Genomic DNA, 14,548 nt, shown 5'->3' with positions numbered 1-14,548 from the left:
TGGGAGGGGCCATGACCAGTGACTGAGGACCGAGCGTTGACTGAGCAGCTGCGAATGATGGCCGTTCACGCCCACCCCGACGACGAGTCGAGCAAGGGCGCGGCCACGATGGCCAAGTACGTGTCCGAGGGGGTGGACGTGCTGGTCGCCACCTGCACGGGTGGTGAGCGCGGCTCCATCCTCAACCCCAAGCTCCAGGGCGACCCGTACATCGAGAAGAACATCCACGAGGTCCGCGCCAAGGAGATGGCCGAGGCCCGTGACATCCTCGGCGTCAAGCAGGAGTGGCTGGGCTTCGTCGACTCCGGTCTCCCCGAGGGCGACCCGCTCCCGCCGTTGCCCGAGGGCTGCTTCGCGCTGGAGGACGTCGAGGTGGCGGCCGGCCGGCTGGTGGAGCTGATCCGCGAGTTCCGTCCGCACGTGATCACCACGTACGACGAGAACGGTGGCTACCCCCACCCCGACCACATCATGACCCACAAGATCTCGATGGTGGCCTTCGACGCCGCGGGCGACCCCGAGCGCTACCCCGAGGCCGGCGAGCCCTGGCAGCCGCAGAAGCTCTACTACAACCAGGGCTTCAACCGTCAGCGCACCCAGGCCCTCCACGACGCGCTGATCGAGCGCGGCCTGGAGTCCCCGTACGGCGAGTGGCTCAAGCGCTGGGACGAGATGGGCCGCGAGCGCACCCTGACCACGTTCGTGCCGTGCGCCGACTTCTTCGAGATCCGCGACAAGGCCCTGATCGCCCACGCCACCCAGATCGACCCCGACGGCGGCTGGTTCCGGGTGCCGATGGACATCCAGCGCGAGGTCTGGCCGACCGAGGAGTACGAGCTGGCGAAGTCCCTCGTCGACACTTCCCTCCCCGAGGACGACCTCTTCGCGGGCATCCGCAACAATTGACCCCATGATGATGAGCGCCCTTACGCTTGCCGCCGCGGATCTCGACCAGGACAAGGTCACCCCCGGAGTCCTCGGCTTCATCGTCTTCGCCGTCATCGGCGGAGCCGTGTGGCTGTTGATGAAGAGCATGAACAAGCACATGAAGCGGGTGGACTTCGAGGAGGCGCCCGACCCGTCGGGCGAGGCGGGCAAGACCACGGCGTGACGTCGGCGGTCTGACGGCGGCGGCGCGACGGCCACGGCGTTTCCGCCGGCCTGACGCCGGTCTGACGCCGCCGGTGTGACCGGGCGGGCCGTCGTCGGCCCGCCCGGCGCAGTGGCGTACCCGCCCGGAAGGGCACACCGTGCGACAGGATGGGCCCATGCCCAACCGCCTGGCGCACGAGACGTCCCCCTACCTCCTCCAGCACGCCGACAACCCCGTCGACTGGTGGCCCTGGTCGCCCGAGGCCTTCGCCGAGGCGCGGCGCCGAGGCGTGCCCGTGCTCCTGAGCGTGGGGTATTCGAGCTGTCACTGGTGCCATGTGATGGCACACGAATCCTTCGAGGACGATCCGACGGCCGCCTACCTCAACGAGCACTTCGTCTCCGTCAAGGTCGACCGCGAGGAGCGGCCGGACGTCGACGCCGTCTATATGGAGGCCGTCCAGGCCGCCACCGGCCAGGGCGGCTGGCCCATGACCGTCTTCCTCACCCCCGACGCCGAGCCCTTCTACTTCGGCACCTACTTCCCGCCCGCCCCCCGCCACGGCATGCCCGGCTTCCGGCAGGTCCTGGAAGGCGTCCGGGCCGCCTGGAGCGACCGCCGCGACGAGGTGGGCCAGGTCGCCCGGCGCATCGTCCGCGACCTCTCCGAGCGATCCCTCGCCGTGGACACCGCCCGGCCCCCCGGCCAGGAGGAGCTCCACGCGGCCCTGCTCGGGCTCACCCGCGACTTCGACGGCGCGCGGGGCGGCTTCGGCGGTGCCCCCAAGTTCCCGCCGTCCATGACGCTGGAATTCCTGCTGCGCCACCACGTCCGCACGGGATCGGAGGCCGCCCTGGAGATGGCCTCGGCCACCTGCGAGGCCATGGCCCGCGGCGGCATCTACGACCAGCTCGGCGGCGGCTTCGCCCGCTACGCGGTGGACGCCTCGTGGACGGTGCCGCACTTCGAGAAGATGCTGTACGACAACGCCCTGCTCTGCCGGGCCTACGCCCACCTCTGGCGGGCCACCGGCTCGGAGCTCGCCCGGCGCGTGGCCCTGGAGACGGCGGACTTCATGATCCGTGAACTCCGCACGGACCAGGGCGGCTTCGCCTCCGCGCTGGACGCCGACAGCGACGACGGCACGGGCCGGCACACCGAGGGCGCGTACTACGTCTGGACGCCCGAGCGGCTGCGCGAGGTGCTGGGCGAGGAGGACGCGGCGCTCGCGACGGAGTACTTCGGCGTCACCGAGGAGGGCACCTTCGAGGAGGGCGCGTCCGTCCTCCAGCTCCCGGACACCGAGCGGCTGTGGGACGCGGTGAAGGTCGCGTCCATTCGGGAACGGCTGCTGGCCGCCCGTGACGGGCGGCCCCGGCCCGGCCGCGACGACAAGATCGTCGCTGCCTGGAACGGGCTGGCGATCGCCGCGCTCGCCGAGACCGGCGCCTATTTCGACCGCCCCGACCTGGTCCAGGCCGCCACGGACGCCGCCGACCTGATCGTCCGCGTCCACATGGACTGGCACGGGCGGCTCTTCCGCACCTCGCTGGACGGCGCCGCGGGCACCCACGCCGGCGTCCTGGAGGACTACGCGGACGTCGCCGAGGGCTTCCTCGCACTCTCCGCCGTCACGGGCGAGGGCGTGTGGGTCGACTTCGCCGGGCTGCTCCTGGGCACCGTCCTGGACCGCTTCACCGGGCCCGACGGCGCGCTGTTCGACACCGCCGACGACGCCGAGACGCTGATCCGCCGCCCACAGGACCCCACCGACAACGCCACGCCCTCCGGCTGGACGGCGGCGGCCGGTGCGCTCCTGTCGTACGCCGCGTACACGGGCAGCGCCAGGCATCGGGAGGCGGCGGAGAAGGCGCTCGGCGTCGTGACGGCGCTGGGGCCCAAGGCGCCGCGCTTCATCAGCTGGGGCCTGGCGGTCGCCGAGGCCCTGCTGGACGGGCCCCGCGAGGTCGCCGTGGTGGGCCCGGCGGACCACCCGGCGACGGTGCGGCTGCACCGCACCGCGCTGCTGTCGCCCGCGCCGGGGCTGGTCGTCGCGGTCGGCGAGCCGGGCTCGGAGGAGGTCCCGCTGCTCGCGGGCCGTACGCTCCTGGACGCGCGCCCGGCTGCGTACGTGTGCCGCAACTTCACCTGCGACGCCCCGACGGCGGACCCGGAGGCGCTGGCGGGGAGGCTGGGGGGCTGAGGGGGCCCCGACCCGTAGGGGCTTCCTACAGCGTCAGCCCCCGGACGAGCACCCGCAGGGCGCGGTCGATCAGCGCCGGCAGATCCTCCGTCTGCCCCTGCTCGACCCAGTGCATCGTCGCCTCCTGCATCGCGCCGAGGACGGCGGCGACCACGACCCGCAGCTCCAGGTCGCCGGGCGGGCGGCCCGTGCGCTCGGCCAGGACGCCGCAGAGCACGCGGGCCGACTCCGCCATGCACTCCGCCGACCGGCCGCGCAGCGCGGGCACCTCGTGCACGAGCCGCGTGCGCTGCCGCAGTTCGGCGATGTCGCGTTCGACGAGTTGCCGTACGCCGCCGGTGACGCCGTGCCGGATGGACTCGACGGGGTGCTCGTCCACCGGCCGCGAGCGGATCGCGGCCTGCATCACCGCGTCGTACTCGTCGGTGAGGACGATGTCCTCCTTGGTGGGGAAGTAGCGGAAGACCGTGCTGGTGGAGACGTCGGCGGCCTCGGCGATCTGGTCGACGGGCGTGGCGTCGTACCCCTGCCGTTCGAACAGCCGGTAGGCGGCACCCCGGATCGCCCGGCGGGTCTGGATCTTCTTCCGCTCGCGCAGCCCGAGGGCGGGCGCGGGCGGGGTCGGCACCACGGGGGACGACTGTGCTGTGGCCATGGCCGCATTCTCCGGCATCGGTCTTTTCACGGACCACGCCTCGGACCACACCTCGGCACGCCTCGGACCACACCGAGCGCGGGAGTGGCCGGCTTTGACGGGACGCTGATTGTCAGTGGGGTGTGTGACGCTGTGTGCGGGGCAGGGGACCGGTCAGTCAACCAAAAGGTGATGGAGGGGGTATGTCATGACCGTTGCCGCTTTGCTCGTCGCGGTGCTGAGCGTCGCCGGGTATGTGCTGGTGGGGGAGATCGCCGTGCTGGCCGTGGTCGTGGCCGGCGTGGGCGGGCTCACCTGGCGGGTGGCCGCGGCGTCGAGGCCGCGGCCACCGCGCGGGGGCCGTGGGCCGGGTCGCGCACGCTCAGGCGTGCGAATAGGCCACCAGCGAGATGCCCACGTAGTGGGTGATGAACGCGGCGAGCGTGAGTGAGTGGAACACCTCGTGGAATCCGAACCACCGGGGTGAGGGGTTGGGGCGCTTGATCCCGTAGATCACGCCGCCCGCGGAGTAGAGCAGGCCGCCGACGATCACCAGCACGAGGACGGCGATGCCGCCCTTGCGGAGGAAGTCCGGCAGGAAGAAGACGGCGGCCCAGCCCATCGCGATATAGCAGGGGGTGTAGAGCCAGCGCGGCGCGCCGACCCAGAAGACCCGGAAGGCGATTCCGGCGGCGGCCGCGAGCCATACCGCCCACAGCAGCAGCCGCCCCCGGCCGCCCGGGACCAGCAGCATGGTCAGAGGTGTGTAGGTGCCCGCGATGATCAGGAAGATATTGGCGTGATCGAGCCGTCGCAGGACGCCCTCGGCACGTGGGCCCCAGTTGCCGCGGTGGTAGAGCGCGCTGATGCCGAACAGCAGGCAGGCGCTCAGGACGTAGATCGCGCAGGCGATCCGGCCCCGGGTGCTGTCGGCCAGGGCGGTGAGGAAGACGCCGGAGATCAGCACCGCGGGAAACATCCCGGCGTGCAGCCAGCCGCGCAGCCGCGGCTTGGCATGCGCCGCCGCGGCGAGCGGGGCGTCGGACGAGCCGGACGAGCCGGACCCGGCGCCCGGCGAACTGGAATCGGGCGAACTGACATCCGGTGTCGCGGCGGGCGGTGCCCCGGAGGAACCGGAGGGCATCGGGGGCGCTGTGTCGGGCGCGGGAGTCATGGCCGCCATGCTACCTACGGCACCGTAGGTTACGGGCCGGTATCAGGTGGTGATGGTCACGGAGGCGCCCCCTGGACAGATCGGATGATGAGTCGGATGATCAAATGAGTGCGGGCGGCACCGGATGAGCGGTCACGAAGCGTCTGGGTCGCGGCCCCCAAGGGGCAACCAAAGTGCAGAGACGGTCCGGCACCGGCGATGTCCGGTGCCCGGCGGCCGTTCCACCCTCAATATCTGACGCCGGACAGCGGGTTCCGGCGGGACGGAGCGATCGTGGCGCGCACCAGTGCGGCTCCCACCACCCCCACCAACCACCAGGGGCTCATCTCCTGGGTAGACGAGATCGCCGCCCTCACTCAGCCGGACCAGGTGGTCTGGTGCGACGGTTCCGAGGCCGAGTACGAGCGCCTGTGCGAGGAGCTCGTCGCCAGGGGGACCTTTCGGAAACTCGACCCGGTCAAGCGCCCCAATTCCTACTACGCGGCCTCGGACCCCAGCGACGTCGCGCGCGTCGAGGACCGGACGTTCATCTGCTCCGAGAAGGAGGAGGACGCCGGCCCGACGAACCACTGGAAGGCCCCGGCGGAGATGCGACAGATCTTCGCGGGCGAGCACGGCGAGGGCGGCATCTTCCGCGGCTCCATGCGCGGCCGCACCATGTACGTCGTGCCCTTCTGCATGGGCCCGGTCGGTTCGCCGCTGTCCGCGATCGGCGTCGAGATCACCGACTCCGCCTACGTCGCCGTCTCGATGCGCACCATGACCCGCATGGGCCAGGCCGTCCTCGACGAGCTCGGCACGGACGGCTTCTTCGTCAAGGCCGTCCACACCCTCGGCGCCCCGCTGGCCGAGGGCGAGCAGGACGTGCCGTGGCCCTGCAATCCGACCAAATACATCTCGCACTTCCCCGAGGAACGCGAGATCTGGTCCTACGGCTCCGGCTACGGCGGCAACGCCCTGCTGGGCAAGAAGTGCTACGCCCTGCGCATCGCCTCCGTGATGGCCCGGGACGAGGGCTGGCTCGCCGAGCACATGCTCATCCTCAAGCTCACCCCGCCGCACGGCGAGTCCAAGTACGTCGCCGCCGCCTTCCCCTCCGCCTGCGGCAAGACCAACCTCGCCATGCTGGAGCCCACCGTCTCCGGCTGGACCGTGGAGACCATCGGCGACGACATCGCCTGGATGCGCTTCGGCGAGGACGGCCGCCTCTACGCCATCAACCCCGAGGCGGGCTTCTTCGGCGTCGCCCCCGGCACGGGCGAGCACACCAACGCCAACGCGATGAAGACCCTCTGGGGCAACGCCGTCTTCACCAACGTCGCCCGCACCGATGACGACGACGTGTGGTGGGAGGGCATGACGGAGAAGGCCCCCGGCCACCTCATCGACTGGAAGGGCAACGACTGGACCCCGGCCTCGGACACCCCGGCCGCCCACCCCAACGCCCGCTTCACCGTCCCGGCGTCGCAGTGCCCGATCATCGCCCCGGAGTGGGAGGACCCCAAGGGCGTCCCGATCTCGGCCATCCTCTTCGGCGGCCGCCGCGCCACGGCCGTCCCGCTGGTCACCGAGTCCTTCGACTGGCAGCACGGCGTCTTCCTCGGCGCCAACGTCGCCTCCGAGAAGACCGCCGCCGCCGAGGGCAAGGTCGGCGAGCTGCGCCGCGACCCCTTCGCCATGCTGCCGTTCTGCGGCTACAACATGGGCGACTACATGGGCCACTGGGTGAAGGTCGGTGCCGACAGGGACCAGACCAAGCTCCCCAAGATCTACTACGTCAACTGGTTCCGGAAGAACGACGAGGGCAAGTTCGTCTGGCCGGGCTTCGGCGAGAACAGCCGCGTCCTGAAGTGGATCGTCGAGCGACTCGACGGCACGGCCGACGGCGTCGAGACCCCCATCGGCATCCTCCCGACGAAGGAGGCCCTGGACACCGAGGGCCTCGACATCCCGGCCGCCGACCTCGACCTGCTCCTCACGGTCGACAAGGACGTCTGGCGCGAGGAGGCGGCCCTGGTGCCCCAGCACCTGGAGACCTTCGGCGACCACACGCCGAAGGAACTGTGGGACGAGTACCGGGCCTTGGTGAAGCGCCTGGGCTGATCCCGGTGTGTGCGGTGGCCCCTGCCCCGGCTTGCTGCCGGGTCGGGGCCATCACCGTATGCCGGGCGGCTTTACCTGCCCGAGACGCATGTGATGCACGATCCACAGCGTGAAGATCAGGCAGGTTCCCTGGGAAGACGCTGACGCCACGATGCTGCGGGCACGGCAGCGGGCCGAACTCGCCGTCCGGTACGGCACGGACGACAGCGAGCCCGGAGTGGTGCCGTCTGCGGAAGACACCGCGGCATTTTTCCTTGCTCACGACCACGACCGTACGGCCGTAGGGCTTCGTCACCTCGGTGCGGGTGTCGGCGAGGTCAAGCGCATGTACGTCGAACCGGGTTGGCTTGGTGCCGGCGTCCCCGCGCTCATCCTCCGTGCGCTGGAAGACTGGGCGCTTTCGCAGGGCTGGAGCTGTCTTCGGCTGGAGACGGGAGACCGCCAGCCCGACGCCATCCGTTTCTGCACCCGCTCCGGATACCAGCGGATCCCCAACTTCGGCGCGTACCCGGGCGTGGACGGGTCCCTGTGCTTCGAGCGGCTGCTCCAGCCGGTACCGCCCGGACGGTGATGTCACGTTCAGCCATGCTTACCTCCGATCTCAGCACTAACCTGAATCGCAGGAGTGTGTCGTCGGCGATTCCGGGGGATGGGATGGGTGTGCTGTCTGCAGGGCCTCATGACGGGGACTACCTCCTCCAGCCGCCGAGACAGGTGACCAACAACCTTTCCGGGAATGTCACGGGGCCTGTCATTCAGGCCGGGGTGGTGCAGAATGTCACCCTCAATTACCGGACTGATCCAGCCGTAAGCCCCGCTCGACCGGCAAGCGAGGTTCCGGCTGCCGGGGCTCTGGGGGCGACGGTGCCCCGGAGTCGCGAGGACCTCGCAAGGACCCGCGAGACGATGCCGGCTGCCTGGGAGTACCTCCTCTTCGCAGGAGAACTGCACGTGGGGTTGAAGGACCTCGAGTCGAAACGGTTCGACTACAGCCTGGGTCATCGCGTCATCGGTCAAGCGCTTCCGGGCGAAGCCGAGGCGAGCGCCTACCTCACGGCGGCCTTCGCCGAGGGGCAACGGATCGCTTCGGACGTCAACCGATGGATGTCTCAGGAAGCGCAGGACAAGGCATTCGGCCTCCCTGGGGAACCGGGTGACCGTGAGCTGATCACGCACCTCGCTGGGCGCCTTCTGGAGGTCTATGAATCCCTGATCGACTGGTCCATCGACCTGCGATCAGCGAGGCCGCCTGCGCACATGTTCCGGCTGTTTGAGCTCGCATCGCGCTTCATGCAGGCATCGATTGGCAGCTTCGAATCGTTCGTCGAAACCTTGGTCGAGGAAACGGACCGGGCCTCGGCTGCCCTTGCCAGACAGGACGGCGAGCCCCTCCGTCTCACCGTGGACTACGTCATGACGGTCGAGCCCGAAGTCATGAAGGAGTTCGACAAGGAGAAGCGCAAGGTCAAGAGGAGGCGGCGAAAGGAAGCCTCCTGGTTCTGATCGTCGGTGTTCCACCGGAAGGGCCGCGTCCGCCTGCGGGGCTGCGCTACGGTCGCGAGTAATCGGGTGGCTTCGTACCGTAAACGAAGCGACCCCCGACGCCGGCGGCAACCAGCGAAGGGGGTCTGCACCCGCCAGGAGCTGCAGAAGAAGGACTCCCGCGAATGCAGAAGCATGCTATCCCTCCTGCGCGTTTCTTCACGCAGGTCTCGAACGACATCGTCCGCCATCCACGCCTATCGGCCGAAGCCGTACGCCTGTTGATGTGGCAGCTGTCGTTGCCGGACGACGTGGACCAGCCGCTGTCGGAGGCGGCGAAGCGGGCGGGGATCAAGAAGGCGGCGTTCGGCCGCGCCAAGGGCGAACTGAAGACGGAGGGGTACGTCCACGAGTGGCACCGCCAGGGTCCGCGTGGCCGCTGGACGACGACGCAGCTCGTGTCGAACGTGCCACTGAGCGCCGAGGAGGCGCTCGCGGTACGGGACGGGGGCCGTTCCGCCGAGCCACCGGCGGCCGTGGAACCGGCCGTCGGCGGGCCGGAGGGCCGGTCCGTCGGCCGCTCCCAAGACAACACTGAAGAGAACACGCACAACCTGCCCTCCCAGCCCTCCCAGCTGATCGAGCGCGGCGCTCTGGCGCTCTCCTCCGTCTCGCACCGCGAACGCCAACTGCGCCTGACGGGCAGGGAGGTGGCCGGGCTGGCCCCACTGGCCGCCGAGTGGTTCCTGCGCGGTGCCTCGTTGACCGACCTGCGCGAGGCCCTGACGCTGGGGCTACCCGAACGTGTTCACTCGGCGGCGGCCTTGGTTCACGACCGTCTGATGCGCAAGATGCCGACGGCGCCGTCGTTCGCCGAGCAACGCACCACCCTGGCCGCCCCGCCCCAGCCACGCGTGGCGGGCATGCGCGAATGCCAGGGCGATCACGTCCAGCCGTGCCTCTTCCGACCGGTGACGGGGGAGACCCTGTGTCCGGCCTGCCGCCGGGAACAGGCGGAGGAAACCGTCGCCGAGAGCACGACGGAGGCGCCTCTCCCCGCTGTCACACGGGGCGCGGCGGCAGTGCGAGCGGCGCTGAGCGCCGGTGGGGCCACCTGCGTCGGCGGGCTGCCGCGCCCATGCGGGTCGGGGTGAGACGTCGACGGGCCGTGTCGGCGGCCCGTGCGTCGGGCCATGCCTTGGCGCATCTCACGCAACAGGGGCCGCCCGGCGTCCGCCCCCTTGAACACCCTGCGCGCCCCACCCGCCTCCCTCCCGCCCCGCTTTCCCGTTCCGGAAACCGGAACCCCTTGCGCCCCGCCCTGCGAGGTCGGAAGCATCGAACCGGACACGGCAGAGCAGACCGGGGAGGGAACCGCGTGAAGGTCACCAAGCTCGTGAGCACGTGCGATATCAAGGACTGCCCGACCATCTACGCCACGGACAGGGACACCCTCTTGGTGCAGGGGGAGACACCTACCGATCACGGGTTGGAAATTCCGGCACACGAGACCCTCGTGGAGATCCCGATGCAGCTCGTGGTCGACCTGATCCGGAAGGGCGGCCTTCGTGACGCTTAAGACTCTCGGAGAGCTGTTCGACACCTTCGAGCGAGAGGCATTCAGGCTGGAGACTCTCGCCGACTACAGCGGGTCGGGCAACGTGGACGCCTACCGCGCCTTCCTCTCCGGGCAGCCGCAGCCCGACGACTACAACGACGCATGGGTGTCGGAGCTTCGGACCCTCACAGACCTCGGTAGGCGCGTGTACCGCGTGCACATTCTGTCGCGCCCCCTCACACCGTATCTACGGTTCGAACTGGGCTGGGGGTACCGGAAGAACGCGACCGGGGGCGAAGAGTTCTTCATTCTCGACACCACGGACAAGCCGAACCCGCTCGAAGGAACAGACGACTTCTGGCTCTTTGACGAGAGGACGGCAGTCGTCATGCATTACGACGACGCGGGAGCCGTCACAGGGCGGGAGACGATTCCTGACAGTCGGGCACAAGACTTCGTCACCATCCGGGATACAGCGCTGGCGCACGCCGAGCCATTCTCTGCCTGGTGGGAGAAGCACGCCGGCGAGTGAACAGAGGGCAGCTGGGAGCAGCACTGCGGGCGCTTCGGCAGGAATCCGGAAAGGAAGCCAAGACCGTCGCCCGCAGCGCTGTTATGTCCACGAGCAAGCTCAGCAAGATTGAAACGGGGAAGGCCGCACCGTCCCCGGCGGATGTGGAGCGCATCCTCACTGCCATTGGGGTCTCGGACGAGGTCAAGGCCGAGTACCTGGAGGTCGCCAGGGCAGAGTCCACGGAAGCCACAGCTTGGCGCCTGGTCCGCCGCATGGGGGTGCACAAGGCGCAGGAGCAGACGAGATCGCTCGAGACTCAGATGGCCGTGCTGCGCCTCTTCCAACCGGCCCTGATCCCGGGACTGCTGCAAACACCCGAGTACATCCGGGCCATTCTCGCTCGCCACAACCTTGGTGAGGAGGTTCTTACCCGCACCATCAGCGCGAGGATCGACCGTCAACAGGTGCTCTACGACTCGGCCAAGGAACTTCACTTCATTATCACCGAGTCCGTGCTGCGGTGGCGGATCGTGTCAGCCGCCAGGATGTCGGAGCAACTGGACCGACTCGTTTCCCTCTCGCGGCTCCCCAACATTGACGTCCGGGTCGTTCCCCTGTCAGCGCCACAGCAGGACATCGCCAACCACGCATTCGTCATCCGGGACGACAGGACAGTGACGGTCGAGACGATCCACGCGGAGATTGTTGTCACCGATCCCCGGGATGTCTCCTTGTACATCGAGAAGTTCGAGCGCTTCGCGTCGACGGCTCTGTCCGGTGACGACATGCGCGCCATGCTGGTGCGTATCCGGGATGAGTTGTTGCACGAACAGGAAACCGGCTAGATCCTGATGCCCCGGCCCGGACAACATCGGCTGCTGACGCACACAGACAGCGGCGAAGGAGTACGCGATGGCGGCCGGGACCGATGAGTGGGAGTACGTGACCTACGCGCCCCAGGGAGAGAAGTGCTCCGTCTGCCGCTGCGATGTGAAGCCCCTCGACCCGGTCCGCAGAGAAACCATTGAGCGCGCTTCGGGCCCGCCCGTGGTGGTGTACCGGCACGCGGGGCAGTGCCCTCGTCGAGGGACCCCGGCCCGCCCCTGAGATGGGGTGCCGCCCTGGGCGGTGACGGGGATCGCTCCGGCCCCAGGGAGACCGGAGCACCCACTTTCAAGGCTTCCGCCCGCTGCGGGCGGCGGACGGCCCTGCCCGGGCCGTAACAGCAGATCAGGAAGGACATACCGATGACCGACCTGTACGAGCTCCCCATCGAGGGAGCCGAGTTCTCGAAGGCATGCGGCGGCAACACGCACCCGGACGGTGAGGCGTGCGTGACGCTGGCGAAGATCGGGCCGGACGCGTGGGCCATGGGTGACAGCAAGCGCCCGGATGCCGTACCGCTGCGCTTCACCACGGCGGAGCTGAACGCGGCGGGCATCGACCCCGCCCGCTTCGAACTGTCCGCCTGAACCACCCGGACCACCTGACCTGACGGCCCCGCCCACGCGCCGACGGGCGGGGCCGTCGTCATACCCCGGAACGGAGCAGTAGTGCACCATCACGGTTACGCATGGCTCGGGGAGAAGAAGACGTTCGACAAGGAGAGCATCCGCAGACCGCCCGGCCAAGCCCCGACGGCAACCAGCGAGAAGGACGTAGTCGACCGGTACCGGGAAGCCGTCGCGGTGTTCCCGACCTCTGATGTGCCGCCGATCCAGACGGCACACTGGCTGATGAAACCACCCTCGATGATCCGGGGAACATGGCAGGAGTCCAAGGACGCCGGCGAATGGCTGGGCTTCCAGCTCGCCGAGTTCGCCCCCCGCTTCGCCTCCGAAGAGGACCGGGAGGTGACCAGGCTAGCTGTCCTGGTGAAGGCCGCAGTGGAGCGGCTGACGTGGGGAGGGGACGTATCCCTTGGCCACTACCTCAGCGGTACGGTCTTCCACTCGGTCGCCCTCGTCACGTGCTCACCCAACCGCGCTGCTCCCGAGTTCCCCTGTCCAGCCGGGCAGGCCCAGTTGTCACTGCCGGGCCGTGGTGGCGCTACATCCCGTCCGTGATCCCCAGCTCCGCCGCGTGCGCGTGCAGACGCTCCGCCGCCAGCGTCGCCCCCGTGGCGTCGCCGCGTTGGGTGGCGACGACCAGGGCCTGGCCGGACAGGGTGTGGGCGCGCTGGTGGAGGGCGGTGACGCGGGCGGGGGTGGGTGTGGATGTCGTCGGTGCCGCCCGGAGTGGGGAGCTGCCGCGCAGGTGCTTCACGCGCAGGGCCAGCCGGCGCGCGGCGTCGTCCAGCTCGGGGGACGGGGTCAGCGCGCGGAGCTCGTCCGTCACGGTGAGCAGCGCCGTGAGATGGCCGGCTAGCCGGATGGTGAGCTCCTCCACGCGGGAGCGGTGCGGCCCGTGCGTGCGGACCGCGTGCCTGGTGCGGGTCGGCTCGTACATGGATGGCCTCCTGAGTTACCTCTGAAGGCCATCCTAACTTAGACGCGTTCTAAAGTTGTCTCGCTTACAGGAAGGAGCGGGGTTACGGCTGTCCGTAGCCGTCCAGGAAGTTCCCGATCCGGGTCACCGCGTCGGCCAGGTCCTTGGCGGAGGGGAGGGTGACCAGGCGGAAGTGGTCCGGCTCCGGCCAGTTGAAGCCCGTGCCGTGGACCACCATGATCTTCTCGGCCCGGAGGAGGTCGAGGACCATCTGCCGGTCGTCCTTGATCTTGTAGACCTTGGGGTCCAGCCGGGGGAACGCGTAGAGCGCGCCCTTGGGCTTGACGCAGCTGACGCCCGGGATCCGGGTGAGCAGCTCGTACGCCACGTCGCGCTGCTCCAGCAGCCGGCCGCCCGGCAGTACCAGGTCGTTGATCGACTGCCGGCCGCCGAGCGCGGTGGCCACCGCGTACTGCGCGGGCATGTTGGCGCACAGCCGCATGTTGGCGAGGATCGTCAGGCCCTCGATATAGCTGTCGGCGTGGGCCTTGGGGCCGCAGACCGCCATCCAGCCGCTGCGGTAGCCCGCCACGCGGTAGGACTTGGACAGGCCGTTGAAGGTGAGGGTCAGCAGGTCCGGGGCGATGGCCGCGGTGGGGGTGTGGGTGACGCCGTCGTAGAGGATCTTGTCGTAGATCTCGTCGGAACAGACGATCAGATTGTGACGGCGGGCGATCTCCGTGAGGGACCGCAGCATCTCGTCGTCGTAGACCGCACCCGTGGGGTTGTTGGGGTTGATGATGACGATCGCCTTGGTGCGGTCCGTCACCTTGCTCTCGATGTCGGCCAGGTCCGGCATCCAGTCCGACTGCTCGTCGCAGCGGTAGTGCACCGCCGTGCCGCCCGCGAGGGAGACCGACGCGGTCCACAGCGGGTAGTCCGGAGCGGGGACGAGGACCTCGTCGCCGTCGTCGAGCAGCGCCTGCATCGACATCTGGATCAGCTCGGAGACGCCGTTGCCGAGGTAGACGTCCTCGACGGAGAGCTCGATGCCCTTGGTCTCGTAGTGCTGCACCACCGCGCGGCGGGCGGACAGCAGGCCCTTGGCGTCGCCGTAGCCGTGGGCGTCGCCCACGTTGCGCAGCATGTCCTCAAGGATCTCGGGCGGGCACTCGAAACCGAAGATCGCGGGGTTGCCGGTGTTCAGCTTGAGGACGCGCTCACCCGCCGCCTCCAGCCGCATGGCCTCCTCGAGCACCGGGCCACGGATTTCGTAGCAGACGTTGGCGAGCTTCGTTGACTGGATCACCTGCATGACGGCCACCATACGGGGGCGCCCCACGCCGTGCGCGCCGTTTCT

16 protein-coding genes are annotated in these 14,548 nt (G+C 69.3%); 12 read left to right on the top strand and 4 right to left on the bottom strand.

Annotation, left to right across the window (positions count from 1 at the left end):
• Window positions 1–36 precede the first annotated feature (36 nt).
• The 3 genes from mca to AB0E98_RS22170 all read left to right on the top strand — a co-directional run bounded on the left by mca (window position 37) and on the right by AB0E98_RS22170 (window position 3,296).
• Entirely contained in the window at window positions 37–906 is an 870-nt protein-coding gene (gene mca, locus AB0E98_RS22180) for a mycothiol conjugate amidase Mca (RefSeq protein ID WP_361705172.1), read from the top strand.
• Between the two features lie 4 nt (window positions 907–910).
• Window positions 911–1,111 carry a hypothetical protein gene (locus tag AB0E98_RS22175; protein WP_361705170.1) on the top strand — a complete coding sequence of 67 codons (201 nt, stop codon included), beginning with the start codon at window positions 911–913 and terminating at the stop codon, window positions 1,109–1,111.
• Between the two features lie 157 nt (window positions 1,112–1,268).
• Entirely contained in the window at window positions 1,269–3,296 is a 2,028-nt protein-coding gene (locus AB0E98_RS22170) for a thioredoxin domain-containing protein (protein ID WP_361705168.1), read from the top strand.
• Window positions 3,297–3,321: 25 nt separating this feature from the next.
• Here the strand turns inward: AB0E98_RS22170 and AB0E98_RS22165 are convergent, their stop codons facing one another.
• Together AB0E98_RS22165 and AB0E98_RS22160 are read right to left on the bottom strand one after the other, a co-directional pair.
• On the bottom strand, window positions 3,322–3,951 hold the full coding sequence (locus tag AB0E98_RS22165; RefSeq protein ID WP_361705165.1) for a TetR family transcriptional regulator: 630 nt from the start codon (window positions 3,949–3,951) through the stop codon (window positions 3,322–3,324).
• A gap of 361 nt (window positions 3,952–4,312) precedes the next feature.
• Window positions 4,313–5,104, bottom strand: coding sequence for a hemolysin III family protein (locus AB0E98_RS22160; protein ID WP_361705164.1), 792 nt, complete (start codon window positions 5,102–5,104; stop codon window positions 4,313–4,315).
• A 273-nt stretch (window positions 5,105–5,377) separates the two neighbouring features.
• Between AB0E98_RS22160 and AB0E98_RS22155 the strand changes: the two genes are divergently transcribed.
• The 9 genes from AB0E98_RS22155 to AB0E98_RS22115 all read left to right on the top strand — a co-directional run bounded on the left by AB0E98_RS22155 (window position 5,378) and on the right by AB0E98_RS22115 (window position 12,827).
• Window positions 5,378–7,207: a phosphoenolpyruvate carboxykinase (GTP) gene (locus AB0E98_RS22155; protein WP_361705161.1), complete on the top strand. Its 1,830-nt coding sequence runs from the start codon at window positions 5,378–5,380 to the stop codon at window positions 7,205–7,207.
• Window positions 7,208–7,316: 109 nt separating this feature from the next.
• Window positions 7,317–7,778, top strand: coding sequence for a GNAT family N-acetyltransferase (locus AB0E98_RS22150; RefSeq protein WP_361705158.1), 462 nt, complete (start codon window positions 7,317–7,319; stop codon window positions 7,776–7,778).
• Window positions 7,779–8,113: 335 nt separating this feature from the next.
• A complete protein-coding gene (locus AB0E98_RS22145) occupies window positions 8,114–8,710 on the top strand; it encodes a hypothetical protein (RefSeq protein WP_361705156.1) in 597 nt (198 codons plus the stop codon).
• A gap of 164 nt (window positions 8,711–8,874) precedes the next feature.
• Window positions 8,875–9,843, top strand: coding sequence for a hypothetical protein (locus AB0E98_RS22140; protein ID WP_361705154.1), 969 nt, complete (start codon window positions 8,875–8,877; stop codon window positions 9,841–9,843).
• A gap of 224 nt (window positions 9,844–10,067) precedes the next feature.
• On the top strand, window positions 10,068–10,268 hold the full coding sequence (locus AB0E98_RS22135; RefSeq protein ID WP_361705152.1) for a hypothetical protein: 201 nt from the start codon (window positions 10,068–10,070) through the stop codon (window positions 10,266–10,268).
• Entirely contained in the window at window positions 10,258–10,779 is a 522-nt protein-coding gene (locus AB0E98_RS22130; RefSeq protein ID WP_361705151.1) for a DUF6879 family protein, read from the top strand. The genes AB0E98_RS22135 and AB0E98_RS22130 overlap by 11 nt, the downstream gene beginning before the upstream one ends.
• A complete protein-coding gene (locus tag AB0E98_RS22125) occupies window positions 10,776–11,606 on the top strand; it encodes a helix-turn-helix transcriptional regulator (RefSeq protein ID WP_361705148.1) in 831 nt (276 codons plus the stop codon). Before AB0E98_RS22130 ends, AB0E98_RS22125 begins: the two co-directional genes overlap by 4 nt.
• Before the next feature lie 402 nt (window positions 11,607–12,008).
• Entirely contained in the window at window positions 12,009–12,233 is a 225-nt protein-coding gene (locus tag AB0E98_RS22120) for a DUF397 domain-containing protein (RefSeq protein WP_361705147.1), read from the top strand.
• Between the two features lie 81 nt (window positions 12,234–12,314).
• Window positions 12,315–12,827, top strand: a complete 513-nt coding sequence (locus AB0E98_RS22115; protein ID WP_361705146.1) for a hypothetical protein — start codon at window positions 12,315–12,317, stop codon at window positions 12,825–12,827.
• On the opposite strand, the gene AB0E98_RS22110 is transcribed toward AB0E98_RS22115, so the two are convergent.
• The gene (locus AB0E98_RS22110; protein ID WP_361705143.1) at window positions 12,811–13,209 is read right to left on the bottom strand and encodes a hypothetical protein; all 399 of its coding nucleotides are present in this window, start codon (window positions 13,207–13,209) and stop codon (window positions 12,811–12,813) included. The two genes, AB0E98_RS22115 and AB0E98_RS22110, sit on opposite strands and share 17 nt — an antisense overlap.
• Window positions 13,210–13,291: 82 nt before the next feature.
• Window positions 13,292–14,503, bottom strand: coding sequence for a pyridoxal phosphate-dependent aminotransferase (locus AB0E98_RS22105; protein ID WP_361705141.1), 1,212 nt, complete (start codon window positions 14,501–14,503; stop codon window positions 13,292–13,294).
• Window positions 14,504–14,548 lie beyond the last annotated feature (45 nt).

Origin of the sequence: Streptomyces sp. NPDC037389 (genome assembly GCF_040636475.1) — a bacterium.
GTDB lineage: Bacteria > Actinomycetota > Actinomycetes > Streptomycetales > Streptomycetaceae > Streptomyces > Streptomyces hesseae.
This window is presented reverse-complemented; position numbering and strand designations above follow the sequence as displayed.